The sequence below is a fragment of the Rouxiella sp. T17 genome, from assembly GCF_036663475.1.
In the GTDB taxonomy this organism is placed as follows: domain Bacteria; phylum Pseudomonadota; class Gammaproteobacteria; order Enterobacterales; family Enterobacteriaceae; genus Rouxiella.
In genome coordinates, this window is record NZ_JAWUEA010000035.1 from 149,725 (window position 1) to 168,345 (window position 18,621).

General features: G+C 52.8%; 15 protein-coding genes. 13 read left to right on the plus strand and 2 right to left on the minus strand.

Features of this window, described 5'->3' with window-relative positions; all coding sequences use genetic code 11:
• The first annotated feature begins 250 nt into the window (after positions 1–250).
• The 8 genes from tig to SC206_RS14180 all read left to right on the plus strand — a co-directional run bounded on the left by tig (position 251) and on the right by SC206_RS14180 (position 10,468).
• Entirely contained in the window at positions 251–1,555 is a 1,305-nt protein-coding gene (tig, locus tag SC206_RS14145; RefSeq protein WP_332738071.1) for a trigger factor, read from the plus strand.
• 509 nt (positions 1,556–2,064) lie between these two features.
• The gene (gene clpP / locus SC206_RS14150; RefSeq protein WP_332738072.1) at positions 2,065–2,694 is read left to right on the plus strand and encodes an ATP-dependent Clp endopeptidase proteolytic subunit ClpP; all 630 of its coding nucleotides are present in this window, start codon (positions 2,065–2,067) and stop codon (positions 2,692–2,694) included.
• Between the two features lie 223 nt (positions 2,695–2,917).
• Positions 2,918–4,192, plus strand: a complete 1,275-nt coding sequence (gene clpX, locus SC206_RS14155; protein WP_045046060.1) for an ATP-dependent protease ATP-binding subunit ClpX — start codon at positions 2,918–2,920, stop codon at positions 4,190–4,192.
• Positions 4,193–4,382: 190 nt separating this feature from the next.
• Positions 4,383–6,737 (plus strand): endopeptidase La, encoded by a 2,355-nt coding sequence (lon, locus tag SC206_RS14160; RefSeq protein ID WP_332738073.1) that lies wholly within the window; start codon positions 4,383–4,385, stop codon positions 6,735–6,737.
• Between the two features lie 216 nt (positions 6,738–6,953).
• A complete protein-coding gene (hupB, locus tag SC206_RS14165; RefSeq protein ID WP_332738074.1) occupies positions 6,954–7,229 on the plus strand; it encodes a nucleoid-associated protein HU-beta in 276 nt (91 codons plus the stop codon).
• Between the two features lie 289 nt (positions 7,230–7,518).
• Positions 7,519–9,402 carry a peptidylprolyl isomerase gene (gene ppiD, locus SC206_RS14170; protein ID WP_332738075.1) on the plus strand — a complete coding sequence of 628 codons (1,884 nt, stop codon included), beginning with the start codon at positions 7,519–7,521 and terminating at the stop codon, positions 9,400–9,402.
• Positions 9,403–9,550: 148 nt separating this feature from the next.
• Complete coding sequence (locus tag SC206_RS14175) at positions 9,551–9,934, plus strand: ComEA family DNA-binding protein (RefSeq protein WP_332738076.1); 384 nt, start codon at positions 9,551–9,553, stop codon at positions 9,932–9,934.
• 141 nt (positions 9,935–10,075) lie between these two features.
• Positions 10,076–10,468 carry a thioesterase family protein gene (locus SC206_RS14180; RefSeq protein WP_332738077.1) on the plus strand — a complete coding sequence of 131 codons (393 nt, stop codon included), beginning with the start codon at positions 10,076–10,078 and terminating at the stop codon, positions 10,466–10,468.
• A gap of 117 nt (positions 10,469–10,585) precedes the next feature.
• On the opposite strand, the gene queC is transcribed toward SC206_RS14180, so the two are convergent.
• Entirely contained in the window at positions 10,586–11,284 is a 699-nt protein-coding gene (queC, locus tag SC206_RS14185) for a 7-cyano-7-deazaguanine synthase QueC (protein WP_332738078.1), read from the minus strand.
• 231 nt (positions 11,285–11,515) lie between these two features.
• Here queC and cof point away from each other — a divergent pair, with 231 nt between their 5' ends.
• Positions 11,516–12,325, plus strand: coding sequence for an HMP-PP phosphatase (gene cof, locus SC206_RS14190; RefSeq protein WP_332738249.1), 810 nt, complete (start codon positions 11,516–11,518; stop codon positions 12,323–12,325).
• Between the two features lie 145 nt (positions 12,326–12,470).
• Here cof and SC206_RS14195 read toward each other — a convergent pair whose 3' ends face one another.
• Positions 12,471–13,514, minus strand: coding sequence for a PLP-dependent cysteine synthase family protein (locus SC206_RS14195; protein WP_332738079.1), 1,044 nt, complete (start codon positions 13,512–13,514; stop codon positions 12,471–12,473).
• A gap of 150 nt (positions 13,515–13,664) precedes the next feature.
• Here SC206_RS14195 and SC206_RS14200 point away from each other — a divergent pair, with 150 nt between their 5' ends.
• The 4 genes from SC206_RS14200 (at position 13,665) to glnK (ending at position 18,537) form a co-directional block, all read left to right on the plus strand.
• Positions 13,665–14,120: an Lrp/AsnC family transcriptional regulator gene (locus SC206_RS14200; protein WP_332738080.1), complete on the plus strand. Its 456-nt coding sequence runs from the start codon at positions 13,665–13,667 to the stop codon at positions 14,118–14,120.
• A gap of 158 nt (positions 14,121–14,278) precedes the next feature.
• On the plus strand, positions 14,279–16,048 hold the full coding sequence (locus SC206_RS14205) for a SmdA family multidrug ABC transporter permease/ATP-binding protein (RefSeq protein WP_332738081.1): 1,770 nt from the start codon (positions 14,279–14,281) through the stop codon (positions 16,046–16,048).
• Positions 16,045–17,829, plus strand: a complete 1,785-nt coding sequence (locus tag SC206_RS14210; RefSeq protein ID WP_332738082.1) for a SmdB family multidrug efflux ABC transporter permease/ATP-binding protein — start codon at positions 16,045–16,047, stop codon at positions 17,827–17,829. Before SC206_RS14205 ends, SC206_RS14210 begins: the two co-directional genes overlap by 4 nt.
• Before the next feature lie 369 nt (positions 17,830–18,198).
• Positions 18,199–18,537 (plus strand): P-II family nitrogen regulator, encoded by a 339-nt coding sequence (gene glnK / locus SC206_RS14215; protein WP_045046072.1) that lies wholly within the window; start codon positions 18,199–18,201, stop codon positions 18,535–18,537.
• Positions 18,538–18,621 lie beyond the last annotated feature (84 nt).

The following is an 18,621-nucleotide window of genomic DNA, read 5'->3' on the forward strand; positions in this document are numbered from 1 at the left end:
TCTCTGGAACTTTCCCCCCGAGATGCTGTATTAGTAGAAGCGAATTTCAAAACGGCCTGCGGGCCGTTTTTGTTTTCCGGGTTTTTTATTTCGCGGCAGCCGTCCTCGACTCCCTGCCGTTGCGCCGCTATAATGCTGCGTCTTATTTTTCCGGAATGGTTTCGGGACTTCCTCGAATACTGAGCCAGGTCTGCATGAAGCGTCCCGGTTCGGGGTTGACCGAGCACTTTGATTTTTTTGAGGTAACAAGATGCAAGTTTCTGTTGAAACCACTCAAGGCCTTGGTCGCCGTATCGCTATTACTGTTCCTGCTGAAAGCATTGAAAAAGCAGTAAAAAGCGAACTGGCTAAAGCGTCTAAATCTGTACGTATTGACGGCTTCCGCAAGGGCAAAGTACCACACCACATCATCGAACAACGTTACGGCGCAAGCGTTCGTCAGGACGTGCTGGGCGATTTGATGCAGCGCAGCTTCGTTGATGCCATCATCAAAGAAAAAATTAACCCGGCTGGCGCACCAAACTACGTTCCAGGCGAGTACAAAGACGGCGAAGATTTCAACTTCACCGTTGAGTTCGAAGTTTATCCAGAAGTTGAACTGAAAGATCTGGAAAGCATCGAAGTCGAAAAGCCGGTTGTTGATGTTAACGAAGCTGACGTTGATGCCATGCTGGAAACCCTGCGCAAGCAGCAGGCTGACTGGAAAGAAACCGACGCAGCCGTGACCGCTGAAGATCGCGTTACCGTTGATTTCTCCGGTTCTATCGACGGCGAAGAGTTTGAAGGCGGCAAAGCCTCTGACTTCGTTCTGGCGATGGGCCAGGGCCGCATGATCCCAGGCTTCGAAGAAGGTCTGGTCGGTCATAAAGCCGGTGAAGAATTCGCTATCGACGTAAACTTCCCAGAAGATTACCACGCAGAAAACCTGAAAGGTAAAGCGGCCAAGTTCGACATCGTTCTGAAGAAAGTTGAAGAGCGCGAACTGCCAGAACTGACCGAAGAATTCATCAAGCGTTTCGGCGTGGCTGATGGTTCAGTTGAAGGTCTGCGTGCCGAAGTGCGTAAAAATATGGATCGCGAGCTGAAAGGCGCCGTGCGTAACCGTATCAAGACTCAGGCAATCGACGGTCTGGTTAAAGCCAACGACATCGACGTTCCTGCAGCCCTGATCGACAGCGAAATCGACGTTCTGCGTCGCCAGGCTGCACAGCGTTTTGGTGGCAACGAGAAACAAGCTCTGGAACTGCCTCGTGAGCTGTTCGAAGAGCAGGCTAAGCAACGCGTTGTTGTCGGTCTGCTGCTGGGCGAAGTTATCAGCCAGCACGAACTGAAAGCTGACGAAGAGCGTGTTAAAACGCTGATCGAAGAGATGGCTTCTGCTTACGAAGATCCGTCTGAAGTGATCGAGTTCTACAGCAAAAACAAAGAGCTGATGAACAACATGCGTAACGTCGCGCTGGAAGAACAAGCCGTCGAAACCCTGCTGTCCAAAGCTAAAGTTACAGAAAAGCCGACCACCTTTACTGAACTGATGAACCAGAACACCCCGGCATAATTGCCTCAGGGGTTTCAGTGGTGAGTTTCATTTAACGATGAGGCGAGCCGTTGATACAGGTTCAAGAAGCCCGTAGTTTGCGCTACGGGCTTTTTTATTTGATCATTTTTGGCTAAAGGCTGGTTTTTTAAGAACTGCCTGCTCTATATTTAGTAGACTTTGCACTATATTTATCAGAGTGATAACCCTATTTTCGTCAGGTAATTCATTTATAGAGGAAGCCGATAGGCAAGCATGTCAGCGAGCACGTAAGTGATTCGTTTATTTATTGAGCTATTTACCTGCTGAATGAATCAGGGGAGTAAAAGAATTTGCCAACGGGCTTGAATTCTCCCATCGCCCCCCCAATTGTCTAGTGCTACGAGAGTAACTTTGCTGTTAGCTTCTGACTGATAACAACCGTCAGCCGTGTACGTGGCGACTTGGCCGCTTGAGCATAGTCATCATTGCTTATCTCAAGTAGAATTGGTTTCAACTCGCGCTAAAGAGCATTCTATTAGGAGACGGTTATGTCATACAGTGGTGAAAGAGAGCAGTTTGCGCCAAACATGGCTCTAGTACCGATGGTTGTAGAGCAGACTTCACGCGGTGAGCGCTCATACGATATTTTTTCCCGCCTGTTAAAGGAACGCATTATCTTCCTGACCGGTCAGGTTGAAGACCATATGGCTAACCTGATTGTGGCCCAGATGCTTTTCCTGGAAGCTGAAAATCCAGAAAAAGATATCTACCTTTATATCAACTCGCCGGGCGGCGTTATTACCGCAGGGATGTCAATTTACGACACCATGCAGTTCATCAAGCCGGATGTCAGCACGATTTGTATGGGTCAGGCCTGTTCAATGGGCGCGTTCCTGCTGACTGCCGGTGCTGAAGGCAAGCGTTTTGCGCTGCCAAACTCCCGCGTGATGATCCACCAGCCGCTGGGCGGTTTCCAGGGTCAGGCGTCGGACATCGACATCCACGCGCGTGAGATCCTGAAGGTCAAACACCGCATGAATACGCTGATGGCGCATCATACGGGCAAGTCTCTTGAAGAAATAGAGCGTGACACTGAGCGAGATCGTTTCCTGTCTGCCGACGAAGCTGTAGAGTATGGTCTGGTTGACAAGGTTATGACTCATCGCGGCAAACTCTAGTAGGCTTTCTGCTGACACGATGGTCTATAGTTAAACTCATACGGACGTTTCGTGCGGGCGGCGACGAGAAAATCGCCGCTCGGTGCTTTACCCCGGCAACAATATATGAGTGAATTGTCACATAGACATCAGCCATGCGTCAGAGAATGACCTGTCTGTTGAGTTAAATGGTCGCACCGCCGTGTTTTATCCGCGGGACTGAGATTAAAGAAGAGGTTTACTGATGACAGATAAGCGCAAAGACGGTTCAGGAAAGCTGCTGTACTGCTCTTTTTGCGGCAAAAGCCAGCATGAAGTACGTAAGCTGATTGCCGGGCCGTCAGTGTATATCTGCGATGAGTGTGTCGATTTATGCAACGACATTATTCGCGAAGAGATTAAAGAGGTCGCACCGCATCGCGAACGCAGCGCGCTGCCGACTCCACACGAAATCCGTGAACACCTCGATGACTATGTTATCGGCCAGGAACCGGCGAAAAAAGTGCTGGCTGTGGCGGTTTATAACCACTACAAGCGCTTGCGTAACGGTGATACCAGCAACGGTATCGAACTTGGCAAGAGCAACATTTTGCTGATCGGCCCAACCGGTAGCGGTAAAACGCTGTTGGCCGAAACGCTGGCTCGCTTCCTGGATGTGCCATTTACCATGGCCGACGCCACTACGCTGACCGAAGCCGGTTACGTGGGTGAAGACGTCGAAAACATCATTCAGAAGCTGCTGCAGAAGTGTGATTACGACGTACAGAAAGCCCAGCGCGGCATCGTCTACATCGATGAGATTGATAAAATCTCTCGTAAATCTGATAACCCGTCAATTACGCGTGACGTGTCAGGTGAAGGCGTGCAGCAGGCTCTGTTGAAACTGATTGAAGGTACTGTTGCCGCTGTACCACCACAGGGCGGACGCAAGCATCCTCAGCAGGAGTTCCTGCAGGTTGATACGTCCAAAATCCTGTTTATCTGCGGCGGCGCCTTTGCCGGTCTCGATAAAGTGATCGGACAACGTCTGAACACCCGTACCGGCATTGGTTTTGGTGCTGAAGTGAAAGGCAAGTCTGAAAAAGCAACGGAAGGTCAGTTGCTGGCACAGGCCGAGCCGGAAGATTTGATCAAATTTGGTCTGATCCCCGAGTTCATTGGCCGTCTGCCGGTGGTTGCAACGCTGAGCGAGCTGAGCGAAGAAGCCCTGATTCAGATCCTGAAAGAGCCGAAAAATGCGCTGACCAAACAGTATCAGGCATTGTTCAATCTTGAAGGCGTCGAGCTTGAGTTCCGTGACGAAGCCCTGACCGCTATCGCGAAAAAGGCGATGGAGCGTAAAACGGGTGCTCGTGGTCTGCGTTCTATCGTTGAAGCTGCTTTACTGGATACGATGTACGATCTGCCATCTCTGGACAGTGTGGACAAAGTCGTGGTTGACGAGTCCGTCATTGCGGGGCAATCCGAACCTCTGATGATTTATGGCAAACCTGAGGCTCAACAAGCTTCTGGTGAATAATTAGCCAGTTTTACAGCGGTTTAGATGAGAAATGGGGGATTTTTTCCCCCATTTTTTTTTCCTCGCTTTCTTGTCGTTGAATGTCGGATATTCATCCCCATATACTCAGTTAACTACTTGCTGAAACCCGCTGACTCGTGTTTCACGAGATTTCCTTAACCTGGCGGAAGCTAAACTAAGAGAGAGCTCTATGAACCCTGAGCGTTCCGAACGCATAGAAATCCCCGTATTGCCTCTGCGCGATGTGGTGGTTTATCCGCATATGGTTATCCCGCTGTTCGTTGGCCGGGAGAAATCAATTCGCTGCCTTGAAGCCGCAATGGACAATGATAAGAAAATCATGCTCGTTGCGCAGAAAGAGGCCTCGACGGATGAGCCTGGTATCAACGATTTATTCTCAGTGGGAACCGTAGCCTCTATTTTGCAGATGCTGAAACTTCCTGACGGAACGGTCAAAGTTCTGGTTGAAGGTTTACAGCGCGCGCGCATTACCACCTTGTCTGACAGCGGTGAGCATTTTGCTGCGCAGGCCGAATACCTCGAATCCCCTGCGGTAGACGAGCGCGAGCAGGAAGTTTTGGTCCGTACGGCGATCAACCAGTTTGAAGGTTACATCAAGCTGAACAAGAAGATCCCGCCGGAAGTCCTGACTTCATTAAACAGCATTGAAGACGCTGCGCGACTGGCTGACACTATCGCGGCGCACATGCCGTTGAAACTGGCCGACAAACAGTCCGTGCTGGAGATGTTCGACATTACCGAACGCCTCGAGTACCTGATGGCGATGATGGAATCCGAAATCGACCTGCTGCAGGTTGAGAAGCGTATCCGCAATCGCGTCAAAAAACAGATGGAAAAAAGCCAGCGCGAGTACTATCTGAATGAGCAAATGAAAGCCATTCAGAAAGAGCTGGGCGAAATGGACGATGCGCCTGACGAACACGAAGCGCTGAAACGCAAAATCGACGCGGCGAAAATGCCGAAAGATGCGCGTGAAAAAACCGAAGCCGAGCTGCAAAAGCTGAAAATGATGTCGCCGATGTCCGCCGAAGCCACCGTGGTCCGTGGTTATATCGACTGGATGCTTCAGGTGCCATGGAATGCCCGCAGCAAGGTGAAGAAAGATCTGCGCAAGGCGCAAGAGGTGCTGGATACCGATCACTTTGGTCTGGAACGTGTGAAAGACCGTATCCTCGAGTACCTCGCCGTGCAGACGCGCGTGAGCAAAATCAAGGGACCTATCCTTTGTCTGGTAGGGCCTCCGGGCGTGGGTAAAACCTCCCTCGGACAGTCGATCGCGCGTGCGACCGGCCGTGAATACGTGCGTATGGCGCTGGGTGGCGTGCGTGACGAAGCCGAAATTCGTGGTCACCGTCGTACCTATATTGGTTCAATGCCGGGCAAACTTATCCAGAAAATGGCCAAAGTTGGCGTCAAGAACCCGCTGTTCCTGCTCGATGAAATCGACAAGATGTCTTCCGACATGCGTGGCGATCCGGCTTCGGCTCTGCTTGAAGTGCTGGATCCCGAACAGAACGTCGCGTTCAACGACCACTATCTGGAAGTTGACTACGACTTGTCTGACGTGATGTTTGTTGCAACGTCGAACTCGATGAACATTCCAGCGCCGCTGCTTGACCGTATGGAAGTGATTCGCCTTTCCGGTTATACCGAAGACGAAAAGCTGAACATCGCCAAACAGCACCTGCTGCCGAAACAAATCGAGCGTAACGCACTGAAGAAAAACGAGCTGACGGTAGAAGACAGCGCCATCATCGGCATTATTCGTTTTTACACCCGTGAAGCCGGTGTACGTAGTCTGGAACGCGAAATTTCCAAGCTGTGTCGCAAAGCGGTTAAACAGCTGCTGCTCGACAAGACCTTGAAGCACATCGTGATTAATGGCGATAACCTGAAAGATTACCTTGGCGTGCAGAAAGTCGATTACGGCCGTGCCGACACTGAAAACCGCGTGGGTCAGGTAACGGGTCTGGCGTGGACCGAAGTGGGCGGCGAGCTGCTGACCATCGAAACCGCGTGCGTTCCGGGCAAAGGCAAGCTGACCTACACCGGTTCTCTGGGTGAAGTGATGCAAGAGTCGATTCAGGCGGCGTTGACCGTGGTGCGTGCTCGCGCAGACAAGCTGGGCATCAACCCAGACTTCTACGAGAAGCGTGACATTCACGTTCACGTACCGGAAGGCGCGACCCCGAAAGACGGTCCAAGTGCCGGTATCGCAATGTGTACCGCGCTGGTCTCCTGTCTGACCGGTAACCCGGTTCGCGCCGATGTGGCGATGACCGGCGAGATTACTTTGCGTGGTCAAGTGTTGCCTATCGGCGGCTTGAAAGAGAAGCTGCTGGCCGCACACCGCGGTGGCATCAAAGTGGTGCTGATTCCTGACGACAACAAACGCGATCTCGAAGAAATTCCTGATAACGTGTTGGCCGATCTGGAAATCCATCCGGTCAAGCGCATCGACGACGTGCTGAACCTTGCACTGCAAAATCCTGCCTTTGGCGCACTGCCTGTTGCAGCCAAATAGTGATTGATGCATAAAGTATAAGCAGAACCAAGGCTGGCAAGTGAAATCCTACTTGCCAGCTTTTTTTTGTGCCGTTAAGTTAGTAACCCTGTCAGGAGGGTGCAATGCGTTCTGGGTAGCTTGCATACCCCTGACAAGCTTGATATAAAAGCTGCGCTGTCGCGTCCGTAGGGAAATTTTCGGCGTGACGATAGAATTCTAAGAGGGGATGAAAACGTGAATAAGTCACAACTGATCGACAAAATTGCAGCCGGTGCGGACATTTCTAAAGCGGCCGCTGGACGTGTTCTGGACGCGGTGCTTGAATCAGTGACCGATTCTCTGAAAGCTGGAGAAGACGTTGCACTGGTGGGCTTTGGTACCTTCGCGGTTCGTGAGCGTTCAGCTCGCACCGGTCGTAACCCGCAAACGGGTAAAGAAATCAGTATTCCGGCTGCCAAGGTTCCTGGCTTCCGTGCCGGTAAATCGTTGAAAGACGCAGTAAACGGATAATTACTAACAATAACCTGACGTCACAGGGTTGGTAAGGTAATATGTGAGGCGCATCGAAGAGATGCGCTTTTTTCTTTTTCTATGCTGCCCGTCGGCAAGAAAAAGGCAACGGGTGCGGTTATTGCCTGTTAACAGTGATTCTTTTGAACGCCATTTAAAACGAAGTGTCAGTGTAAACACGCAGTTAGCAGTTAATTGTGCAGCACCCTGAAGGGTGTCACAGGGATCGTCGGCATCGTCCACGCAGCCCAAGTTTTAAACCCCAAATACAGCGGAGTGTTGCTTCACTATGATGGACAACTTACGCGCGGCAGCTAATCACGTCGTGCTCAAAATCATTCTTGGTCTGATCGTTCTCTCATTTGTTTTAACCGGCGTGGGCAACTACCTCATCGGCGGCACCAGCGATTACGCGGCCAAGGTAAACGGTCAGGAAATTAGCCGTGCTCAGCTCGATGACGCCGTGCAGAACCAGCGTAGCCGCCTGCAACAGCAGCTGGGCGACCAGTTTGCCGCACTGGCTGGCAGCGACGGTTACATGCAGCAGCTGCGCCAGCAGTCGCTGAATAACCTGATCGACGTGACCCTGCTTGATCAATACTCCAAAAAATTGGGCGTGACGGTTAGCGATCAGCAAATCAAAGACGCGATTCTGGCGACGCCGCAATTCCAGACCAACAAACAGTTTGATAACGCCAAGTACCTGCAATCCTTGCAGGGCATGGGTTATACCGCCGATAACTTTGCCAAGCTGATGAAACAGCAGCTGGTGAGCCAGCAGTTGGCGCAGGCCTACGGCGAATCAGACTTCGTGCTGCCGGTTGAAACCAAATCCATGTCCGAACTGGTATTGCAGGAGCGCGACGTTCACACCGCCACCTTCAACACCGACGCGCTGGCTGCCAAACAGCAAGTAAGCGACAGCGAACTGCAGGCCTATTACGATCGCAACAAAAACAGCTTCGTGGCTCCTGAGCAGATCAAAGTCAGCTACATCGAAATGGACGCTGCAGCAATGCAGAGCAAAACCACGGTGACCGATGCCGACGTCACGGCTTACTACGACCAGCATAAAAGCGAGTTCGGCCAACCGGAACGCCGTCGTTATAGCGTGATCGTAGCGAAAGATCAGGCCTCTGCCGACGCTATCGATACCCAGCTGAAAAGCGGTACCGATTTCGCCGAGCTGGCAAAAACCAAATCTATCGACACCCTGAGCGGCAAGAAGGGCGGTGATCTTGGCTGGATGGAACCTGAAACCACACTGCCTGAGTTCAAGAGCGCCAACCTGACCACTAAAGGTCAAATGTCTGGCGTGATTAAATCAGACAGCGGTTTCTTCATTCTGCGCCTTGATGACATCATGCCTGAGCAGGTTAAACCGCTGGCCGACGTTCATGACGGCATCGTTAACAAGCTGAAGCAGGAAAAAGCGCTCGACGCCTATTACGCGCTGCAACAGAAAGTGAGCGACGCAGCCAGCAATGACAACGAAAGCCTGGCGTCTGCCGAAGAGGCCGCCGGTATTAAGTCTTCTCATACCGACTGGTTTACTCAGCAGAACATTCCGGCCGCGATTAACTTCAAGCCGGTGGTTCAGTCACTGTTTGATGGTTCACTGATTGGTCGTGACGGCGCGCCGGGCAGCAACTCCGACGTGATTACCGTCGACGGTGACCGCGCCTTCGTCGTGCGTGTCGACGCGCACAAAGCAGAGTCGGTCAAACCTTTCACTGAAGTGAAAGATCAGGTTGCTCAGAGTGTTAAACAGCAGAAAGCCGAAGATCAGGCTCGCGTTGACGCACAGAAAGTGTTGGCCGCGCTGAAAGAGGGCAAAGGCGACGATGCGCTGAAAGCCGCAGGTTTGAACTTTGGTGACGTGCAGAAAGTGCAGCGTACCGCGCAGCCTTCTGATTTCGAGCAAAATGTTTATGCACTGGCGCAGCCGCAGGCTGACAAACCGACCTACGGCATTTCGCAGGATGAGAACGGCAATACCGTCATCATCAAGCTGACCGCCGTGACTCAGGGCAAGCTGCCAGAAGCCGAAGCCGCTCAGTTCAACCAGCAGCTGCAGCAAACGTCGTCCAACAGCACCTTTGATGCCTTGCTGGCAAACCTGCGTCAGCAGGCGAAAATCAAGCTCGGCTCAGCCGCGCAAAACCAGCAATAATGCGAGGCTCTCCGGAGCCTTTCTGCAACAAGCTGCAACACCGAAAGGCCGCCTTCGCGGCCTTTTCCAATTCTGAATTCTGCCGTTTGTAGTTCCCGTCGCGCTGGTTCACTCTGTCCGTGCTGTCAACAACACGGAGGATTACAGCATGAAAAATCTATCAATCAAGAGTTTAGTCATGGTTTTAGGTCTGGCAGTGATGCCATTTGGCGCACAGGCGGCCACAGAAAGCGCGACAAAAAGCGCAACCTCGAGCAGCATCGAAAAGAGTGCGAGCAAAGAGAAAAAAGCCGACCAGAAGGCGACAAAAGAGCCCGCGGCGAGCAAAGCCGAGGAGGAAAAAGTTAGCCTCAACAGCGCCAGCGCGGAGGAACTCTCGAAAGCGCTTAACGGTGTCGGCCTTAAGAAAGGTCAGACGATCGTCAACTATCGGGAAGAAATGGGGCCCTTTACTCAGCTGGAACAACTGCAAGAAGTGCCGGGCATTGGGCCGGCATTATTTCAACGTAATCAATCGCGTTTGAAATTGTGATACGGATCGCGGCGATGAAGGGAGGACTTTTCTCGCCGCGTTCTTCTGCTAACCTGAAAGAAGTCCGACCAGTTAAGCGCGGTTCACGCCGCGCGATAAGGTCACCTTTTTCAGCCTTAGGCCAGCAGCAGGATTCTCACTATGCAGACAACGCTAAAAGTTCGTGGATTTCATATCGATGTTTATCGACACGTTAATAACGCCCGTTATCTCGAGTTTCTCGAAACCGCGCGCTGGGAATGGCTCGACAATAAAGAAGGCTTTCAGTGGATGGCGAAAAACAATATCGCCTTTATTGTGGTCAACATTAATATCAACTATCGCAAACCGGCGGTGCTGGGCGATGTGTTACTGATCGACAGCCAGCTCGAGCAGCTTAATGGCCGAAGCGGGGTGATCAAGCAGGTGATCAGCTGTCAGGGAGAAACGGTTTCGGATGCGCTGCTGACCTTTGTTTGCATCGATTTGCAAACCCAGAAAGCCTTGCCGCTTGATGGCCAATTGCTTGAAAAGCTGCAACAACTCAAAGAATAGCCGTCGTTATTCACGCCGCAGCTGCGTTGGCTGCAACATGAATGACGTAGGCTATGTCGGTGATTTTAGATAAACCTTATTAAATAAGATGGTAAATCAAAGGCTTAAATCAGAGGCTTAAGCCAGCGCAGTTTTCTCTTTTAGGCTGGCTTTGATAGCTTCAGGATTTTGCTGGTATTCCGCCAGACCTTTGGCGCGCAGGTGGCAGGCGGCACATTCGCCACAGCCGTCGCCAATAATGCCGTTATAGCAGGTCAGCGTTTGGTTGCGAATGAGCGGCAGTTGGTTGTAGTAATCGGCCAGCGCCCAGGTTTCAGCCTTGTTGAGCCACATTAATGGCGTTTCAAAACGAATTTCACGCGCAATGCCGAGATTGACGGCGTGATTTAGCGCTTTCACAAACTCGTCGCGACAGTCAGGATAACCCGAGAAATCGGTTTCGCAGACGCCGGTAATCACGGCTTCAGCCTGAACCTGATAGGCATAAATCGCCGTCAGCGTCAGGAACAAAATATTACGTCCGGGCACAAAGGTGCTCGGCAGGCCGTTTTCAGCGGTTTCGCCAAACTGCGGCACAGGAATATTATCGCGAGTCAGGCTGCTGACGGCTAACTCGTTGAGCAGGCCGACATCCAGCACCTTGTGCGCCTTGGCACCTAATTCGAGAGAGAGCTTTTGCGCGACCTCTATCTCTTCACGATGGCGTTGACCATAGTCAAACGTTACGCAGTGAACTTCATCGTACTGCGTGAGCGCCTGCACCAGACAGGTGGTTGAGTCCTGTCCGCCACTAAAGACCACAACGGCTCTTTTCATCTTTAATACCTTATGATTTTTTGATGCTGCCTGTTTATGCCGAATGCTGTTTACATCGCACGACCAGAGCAGCGTTCGATGGCGGTATGTTACTGACGTTTTGCATGGGTTAATAGCAAAAATCAATCCTATTCAGAGAGGCCGAAAAGCCAATATTCTTGACAACCTATCCCGCAAATGTTCCGTTAGAGGACAATGAACGTCAACGGGCAAAGGAGGAGCAGGGTGACTATTAACACGACTATTCGTTTGGCTGCTTTTGATATGGACGGCACGCTGCTGATGCCGGACCACCATTTAGGTGACGAAACTCTGGCGAGTCTGCGAAAGCTGGCTGAACGCGGCATCACGCTGACTTTTGCTACGGGTCGCCATTATCTCGAGATGAAACAGGTCCTCGCCAACATCGATATTCCGGGGTATCTGATTACCGGCAACGGCACCCGCGTGCATAATCTTGAAGGGACATTACTGCACGCCAGCGACCTTCCCGAAACCTGTTTCCACGAGCTGATTAGCAAAGATTGGGGCACCTCGGCCAGCCTGCACGTGTTCCGCGACGATGGCTGGTTTACCGAAACCGACAGCCCTGCATTGCTGCACGCGCACCAGTTCAGCGGATTCCGCTATCAGCTGGTCGAGCTGGCAAAGCTTCCACTCACCGGTAACAGCAAGATTTGTTTCTGTGCGCCGCACGACGAGCTGCTGATCTTGCTGCCCCTGCTGCAAGACTATTTTGCCGATCGGCTGGATATCTGTTTTTCTGCCCACGACTGTCTCGACATTATGCCGGGCGGCAGCAATAAAGGCAGTGCGCTGGCGCTGCTCACGAAAAAGCTCGGGATCCCGCTGGCTGAGTGCCTAGCGTTTGGCGATGCGATGAACGACCGCGAAATGCTCGAAAGCGTGGGGCGAGGCATCGTCATGGGCAACGCGCTGCCGGTTTTAAAACAGCACGTTCCCCATCTTGAGGTGATTGGACACTGCAAAGATCAGGCCGTGTCGCAATTTTTACGGCGAGAGTTACAGCTAGGGCTGTAGCAAGAGTTACAGCTAGGGCTGTAGCAAGAGTTACAGCTAGGGCTGTAACTGGATTTGTAGCTGGATTTGTAGCTGGATTTGTAGCTGGAGTTGTAGCTTTAGCGTCGGGCCTGACTGTAATGACAAAGTCAGCCCCTTTCGATAATTAACGCAGTCCGAGCAGCTTTTCGCGATACGGCGACAGGTCGCCAAGATTTTCGGCGACCCAGTGCGGGTTGAAATAGGTGTGCTGATAACGTTCACCGCTGTCGCAAAGCAGCGTTACGATGGCCCCTTTTTCTCCTTTTTCGCGCATTTCTTCTGCCAGCTGCAACGCGCCCCACACGTTGGTGCCGGTAGAACCGCCGACTTTGCGGCCCAGCATGGTTTCGAGCCAGTGAACGGTTGCGACGCTTGCGGCGTCAGGCACCTGCATCATGCGATCAATCACGCCCGGCAGGAACGAAGGCTCGACGCGCGGACGGCCAATGCCCTCTATCCGGCTGCTGCATTCGGCCACAATCGCCTTGTCATTTTGCTGATAGCTGTCAAAAAACACCGAATTTTCAGGGTCAACGACGACCAACTCCGTTTGATGTCCCTGATAGCGAATATAGCGGCCCAGCGTGGCCGAGGTGCCGCCCGTGCCGGCGCTCATCACGATATAATGCGGGATTGGCGAAGGCTCGAGCGCCATCTGGCGATAAATACTTTCGGCGATATTGTTATTGCCGCGCCAGTCGGTCGCGCGTTCGGCGTAGGTAAACTGGTCCATATAATGGCCGTTCAGCTCTTTCGCCAGCTGTTCTGAGGCGGCATAAATCTGGCTGGAATTTTCAACAAAATGGCAGCGCCCGCCGTAAAATTCAATCTGCTGAATCTTGCGCGGCGCCGTGCAGGCGGGCATCACGGCAATAAACGGCAGGCCGAGCAGGCGCGCAAAGTAGGCTTCCGAAATTGCGGTACTGCCCGAAGATGACTCAATGATCGGCGTGTTTTCTTTTATCCAGCCGTTGCACAGGCCGTAAAGAAACAGCGAGCGCGCAAGGCGATGTTTCAGGCTGCCGGTCGGATGGGTGCTTTCATCTTTGAGGTACAGCGAAATGCCGGGAAAGTCATTGATAGTCAGGCGAATTAAATGAGTGTCGGCTGAACGCTGAAAATCTGCGTCGATCTCTTTGATGGCATTCTTGACCCAGCAGTCGTTCATGATGAGGTTTCCGGTGTGTAGTGTCATTAAACAGGCCAGCTAACATAGCCGGGCCAAGAGCTGTAGATTACCGTGCTCACCAAGAAAAAGGATTGCTATTTTTCATCGATAACGGCAGTTTTAGAGAAAGATTTTCTCTCGGAGCGCCCAATGATAGATAAAACTGACCGTAAGCTGCTCTCAATGTTGCAGCAAGACTGTACGTTGTCGTTAAACGAATTGGCCGAGGCGGTAAATCTGACCTCGACGCCCTGCTGGAAAAGAATTAAACGGCTGGAAGAAGAGGGCGTTATTCGCGGCAAAGTTGCCCTGCTGGATGGCGACAAGCTTGGCCTCAGCCTGACCGCGTTTGTGCGCATTAAAACTCAGCAGCACAGCAGTCAGTGGTATCAGAATTTTGTCGAGCAGGTCGAGTCTTTCCCCGAGGTGCTCTCTTTTTATCGCATGGCCGGTGAGTTTGATTACCTGATGCAAGTGCAGGTCGCCGACATGAAAAGCTATGACAATTTCTACAAAAAGCTGGTGAGCGCCGTGCCGGGCCTGCTTGATGTGACCTCAAACTTCGCGATGGAGCGCATCAAGTCGACCACCCATTTGCCACTTTAGGTAAAAAATTTTTCATGAGCAGGGTGGCTCATCAGTGCTATTCTAGGCTCGTATCTTTAGTGATAAACAAAACGGATCTCGACAATCAAAGAAAGTAACAACTGCTCTCTTTAATGGAAAAATAGACTCTCTACAATAAAAGACATGGAAAAATCTGCGTGAGATTGTTCGCCCAACTGGCCTGGTATTTTCGCCGTGAATGGCAAAGGTATCTGGGAGCCGTCGCCCTGTTAATCATCATTGCCATTCTGCAACTGTTGCCGCCGAAATTGGTCGGGATCATTATTGACGGCGTGACCAGCAAGACCCTTCCCTCCAGTAAACTTTTTGGCTGGCTTGGCCTCATTTTGGGCACGGCCGTGCTGGTCTATCTGCTGCGCTACGTCTGGCGCGTGCTGCTGTTTGGGGCCTCTTATCAGCTGGCCGTCGAGCTGCGTCAAAATTTCTATCGCCAACTGAGTCGTCAGCATCCGGCGTTTTATTTGCGTCATCGCACGGGCGATTTGATTGCGCGCGCCACCAACGACGTTGACCGCGTGGTGTTTGCCGCGGGCGAGGGCGTATTGACGCTGGTGGATTCGCTGGTCATGGGGCTGGCGGTTTTGATTGTGATGGCGACCCAAATCAGCTGGGAACTTACGCTGCTTTCTCTTGTGCCGATGCCGATTATGGCGGCGGTCATCAAACGCTACGGTGACCAGCTGCACCAGCGTTTCAAAGTCGCGCAGGCGGCGTTTTCCTCATTAAACGATCAGGCGCAGGAGAGCTTAACCAGCATCCGCATGATCAAGGCCTTCGGGCTTGAAAATCATCAGTCTTCGCAGTTTGCCGATGTCGCGGAAGATACCGGCTTCAAAAACATGCGCGTGGCGCGCGTCGATGCCCGTTTTGATCCGACTATTTATGTCTCGATTGCGATGGCAAACCTGCTGGCGATCGGCGGCGGCAGCTGGATGGTGGTCAACGGCTATCTGACACTCGGCCAGCTGACCAGCTTCGTGATGTATCTCGGCTTGATGATTTGGCCGATGCTGGCGTTAGCCTGGATGTTCAACATTGTTGAACGTGGCAGCGCGGCCTACAGTCGCATTCGCAGCCTGTTGCAGGAAGCGCCGTGCGTGGTGGATGGCAGCGTGCCGCTTTGTGCCGAGCGCAGCCCGCTTGAGGTGAATATCGAGACTTTTGTCTATCCGCAAACCGCCGCGCCGTCTTTGCACGATGTAAAATTCAGCCTCGCGCCGGGCAACATGCTCGGACTTTGCGGGCCGACCGGTTCCGGAAAGAGTACGCTGCTGGCGCTGATTCAGCGGCAGTTTGACGTCACGCAGGGCAGCATTCGCTACCAGAATCATCCTCTAAGTGACGTTGTGCTTGATGACTGGCGCGCCAGACTCGCCGTAGTGAGCCAGACGCCGTTTTTGTTCTCCGATACCATCGCGCAAAATATCGCGCTTGGCCGACCCGATGCGACGACCGAACAAATCGAGCAGGCGGCCATCATGGCCTGCGTTCACGACGACATTCTGCGATTGCCGCAAGGCTATGAAACCGAAGTCGGCGAGCGCGGCGTGATGCTCTCCGGCGGGCAAAAGCAGCGAATTTCGATTGCTCGCGCGCTGCTGCTTGATGCCGAAATTCTGATCCTCGACGACGCCCTCAGCGCCATCGATGGCCGCACCGAGCACCAAATTCTGCAAAACCTGCGTGACTGGGGCAGCAATAAAACGGTGATTATCAGCGCTCACCGACTCTCTGCGCTGGTCGATGCCGCCGAGATTCTGGTGTTCAACAAAGGCACCGTAGCGCAGCGCGGCAGCCACGAGACGCTGGCCGCTAACGCCGGTTGGTATCGTGATATGCATCGTTATCAACAGCTTGAAGCGGCGCTGGATGATGTTCCTGCCGAACAGGAGCCCGTATCGCCATGAGTCAGGTCCTCTCCAACTCGCCGCCAGCTAAAAAAATCAAACTGTGGCCCACCTTGAAACGCCTGCTGGTGTACGGCAAATCTTATCGCCGACCGCTGTCGATGGCGGTAATTATGCTGTGGATCGCCGCCGCCGCCGAGGTGCTCGGCCCGATCCTTATCAGCTATTTCATCGACCATTATGTCTCCAAAGGCAATCTGCCGCTCGGCATGGTCAGCCTGCTGGCGGTGACTTTTATCGTGCTACAAATTCTGGCCGCCAGCCTGCACTATTCGCAGGCGTTACTGTTTAATCGCGCGGCGGTGGGCGTGGTTCAGCAACTGCGTACCGATGTGATGGACGCGGCGCTGCGCCAGCCATTGAGCGCCTTCGATACTCAGCCGGTCGGGCAGCTTATTTCTCGCGTGACCAACGATACCGAAGTGATCCGCGACCTTTACGTCACCGTCGTTTCCACCGTTTTGCGCAGCATTGCCCTGATTGGCGCGATGCTGGTGGCGATGTTTTTACTCGACTGGCGCATGGCGCTGATCGCCTCGTGCATCTTCCCGGCGGTGCTGGTGGTGATGGCGCTGTATCAAACTTACAGCACGCCGGTGGTGCGTTTGGTGCGTGGTTATTTAGCGGATATCAACGACGGCTTTAATGAAGTGATCAACGGCATGGGCGTCGTGCAGCAGTTTCGCCAGCAGAAACGCTTCGGCGAACGCCTGACCCGCGCCAGTCAGTCGCATTACATGGCGCGGATGAAAACGCTGAAACTCGAGGGTTTTCTGCTGCGTCCGCTGCTTAGCCTGTTCGGATCACTGATCCTCTGTGGCCTGCTGGTGCTGTTTGGTTTCAGCGAAGAGGGCAGTATTGGCGTCGGGGTGCTTTACGCGTTCATCAACTATCTTTCGCGCCTCAACGAACCGCTGATCGCGCTGACCTCGCAGCAGTCGATTTTACAGCAGGCGGTGGTCGCCGGTGAGCGCATCTTTGACCTGATGGATAGGTCGCAGCAGGAATATGGCGAAGATACCGCGCCGTTGGCCAGCGGCGAAATTGAATTCGATGACGTCAGCTTTGCCTATCGTCAGGACAAAATGGTGCTCGAGAATATCTCGCTGCACGTGCCGTCGCGCGGCTTTGTGGCGCTGGTTGGGCACACCGGCAGCGGCAAGAGCACGCTGGCGAATTTGCTGATGGGTTATTATCCGTTAAACAAAGGCGATATCCGCATTGATGGCCGCTCGCTGACCACGCTGTCGCACTCTTGCCTGCGAAAAGGCGTGGCGATGGTGCAGCAAGACCCTGTTGTTCTGGCCGAATCGGTGCTGGCAAACGTCACGCTGGGTCGCGATGTCGACGAAGAGCAGGTGTGGCTGGCGCTGGAAACCGTGCAACTGGCGCCGTTGGTCAAGGCGATGCCCGAAGGTATTTACACGCGGCTCGGCGAACAGGGCAATAATCTCTCTGTTGGGCAGAAGCAGCTGCTGGCGATGGCGCGCGTTCTGGTGCAAGCGCCCGAAATTTTGATCCTCGACGAGGCAACGGCCAATATCGATTCCGGCACCGAGCAGGCGATTTCCCGCGCGCTGCGCGCAATTCGCCAGCAGACGACGCTGGTGGTTATCGCGCACCGGCTTTCGACCATCGTCGATGCCGACAATATTCTGGTGCTGCATCGCGGACAGGCGGTAGAGCAGGGTAATCACCTGCAACTGTTGCAGGAAAAAGGCCGCTACTATCAGATGTATCAGCTGCAATTAGCGGGCGAAGAGTTAGCCTCCGCCGAATAACGTTTACTGCCCGTTTTTCTTGCTCAATCCGCGCGCCGCGCGCCAGTTTTCGGCATACGGCGCGCGCGTTCCCGCTACGAAATCTCGACTGTTTTCGGGCCACTCGCACCATCTTCTTGCATCCCCTCAGCGCCCTCCGATAACCCTGCACTCTTTGTGACCACTCTGCACTGTTTTGGTGCTTAATAATTAATCAGTTCCCGGCAGGATCCTTGCCAAACCTTTTCTGAATATTCCTAAAATGGCGCTATTCGGGGCTAACAGGCTGAATCGGCTAAATTGAGCAGTTTTGGCACAACCCTTGCTTTATCCAATCCGTATCGGGCGTGAGTTGTATCACGATAAGCTCTCAATGTAAGGAGTGGCAAAATGAAGCTGGTTACTGTGGTGATCAAACCTTTCAAGCTGGAAGACGTGCGTGAAGCGCTGTCAGCTGTAGGCATTCAAGGGCTGACCGTGACGGAAGTTAAAGGTTTTGGTCGCCAAAAAGGTCATGCGGAGTTGTATCGTGGTGCTGAATATAGCGTCAACTTCCTGCCAAAAGTAAAAATAGATATCGCTATCGCTGACGATCAGTTAGACGAAGTCGTTGATGTGATTAGCAAAGCGGCCTATACCGGCAAAATCGGCGATGGCAAGATTTTCGTTGCTGAATTGCAACGCGTTATTCGCATCCGTACCGGCGAAACCGACGAAGCAGCTCTGTAATAAAAGAATCGGTGGTGAGTAGCAAAACAATAACTTTGATCAATAAAAGACTGATCAATAAAAACTGATCGATAAAAGAGCGAT

Bases quoted from the DNA above. Each gene is read 5' to 3' on its own strand.
- queC (WP_332738078.1), bottom strand. From the start codon at position 11,284: ATGAAAAGAGCCGTTGTGGTCTTTAGTGGCGGACAGGACTCAACCACC.
- SC206_RS14195 (WP_332738079.1), bottom strand. From the start codon at position 13,514: ATGAACGACTGCTGGGTCAAGAATGCCATCAAAGAGATCGACGCAGAT.
- SC206_RS14180 (WP_332738077.1), top strand. From the start codon at position 10,076: ATGCAGACAACGCTAAAAGTTCGTGGATTTCATATCGATGTTTATCGA.
- tig (WP_332738071.1), top strand. From the start codon at position 251: ATGCAAGTTTCTGTTGAAACCACTCAAGGCCTTGGTCGCCGTATCGCT.
- lon (WP_332738073.1), top strand. From the start codon at position 4,383: ATGAACCCTGAGCGTTCCGAACGCATAGAAATCCCCGTATTGCCTCTG.
- SC206_RS14175 (WP_332738076.1), top strand. From the start codon at position 9,551: ATGAAAAATCTATCAATCAAGAGTTTAGTCATGGTTTTAGGTCTGGCA.
- SC206_RS14200 (WP_332738080.1), top strand. From the start codon at position 13,665: ATGATAGATAAAACTGACCGTAAGCTGCTCTCAATGTTGCAGCAAGAC.
- clpP (WP_332738072.1), top strand. From the start codon at position 2,065: ATGTCATACAGTGGTGAAAGAGAGCAGTTTGCGCCAAACATGGCTCTA.
- glnK (WP_045046072.1), top strand. From the start codon at position 18,199: ATGAAGCTGGTTACTGTGGTGATCAAACCTTTCAAGCTGGAAGACGTG.
- SC206_RS14210 (WP_332738082.1), top strand. From the start codon at position 16,045: ATGAGTCAGGTCCTCTCCAACTCGCCGCCAGCTAAAAAAATCAAACTG.
- ppiD (WP_332738075.1), top strand. From the start codon at position 7,519: ATGATGGACAACTTACGCGCGGCAGCTAATCACGTCGTGCTCAAAATC.
- clpX (WP_045046060.1), top strand. From the start codon at position 2,918: ATGACAGATAAGCGCAAAGACGGTTCAGGAAAGCTGCTGTACTGCTCT.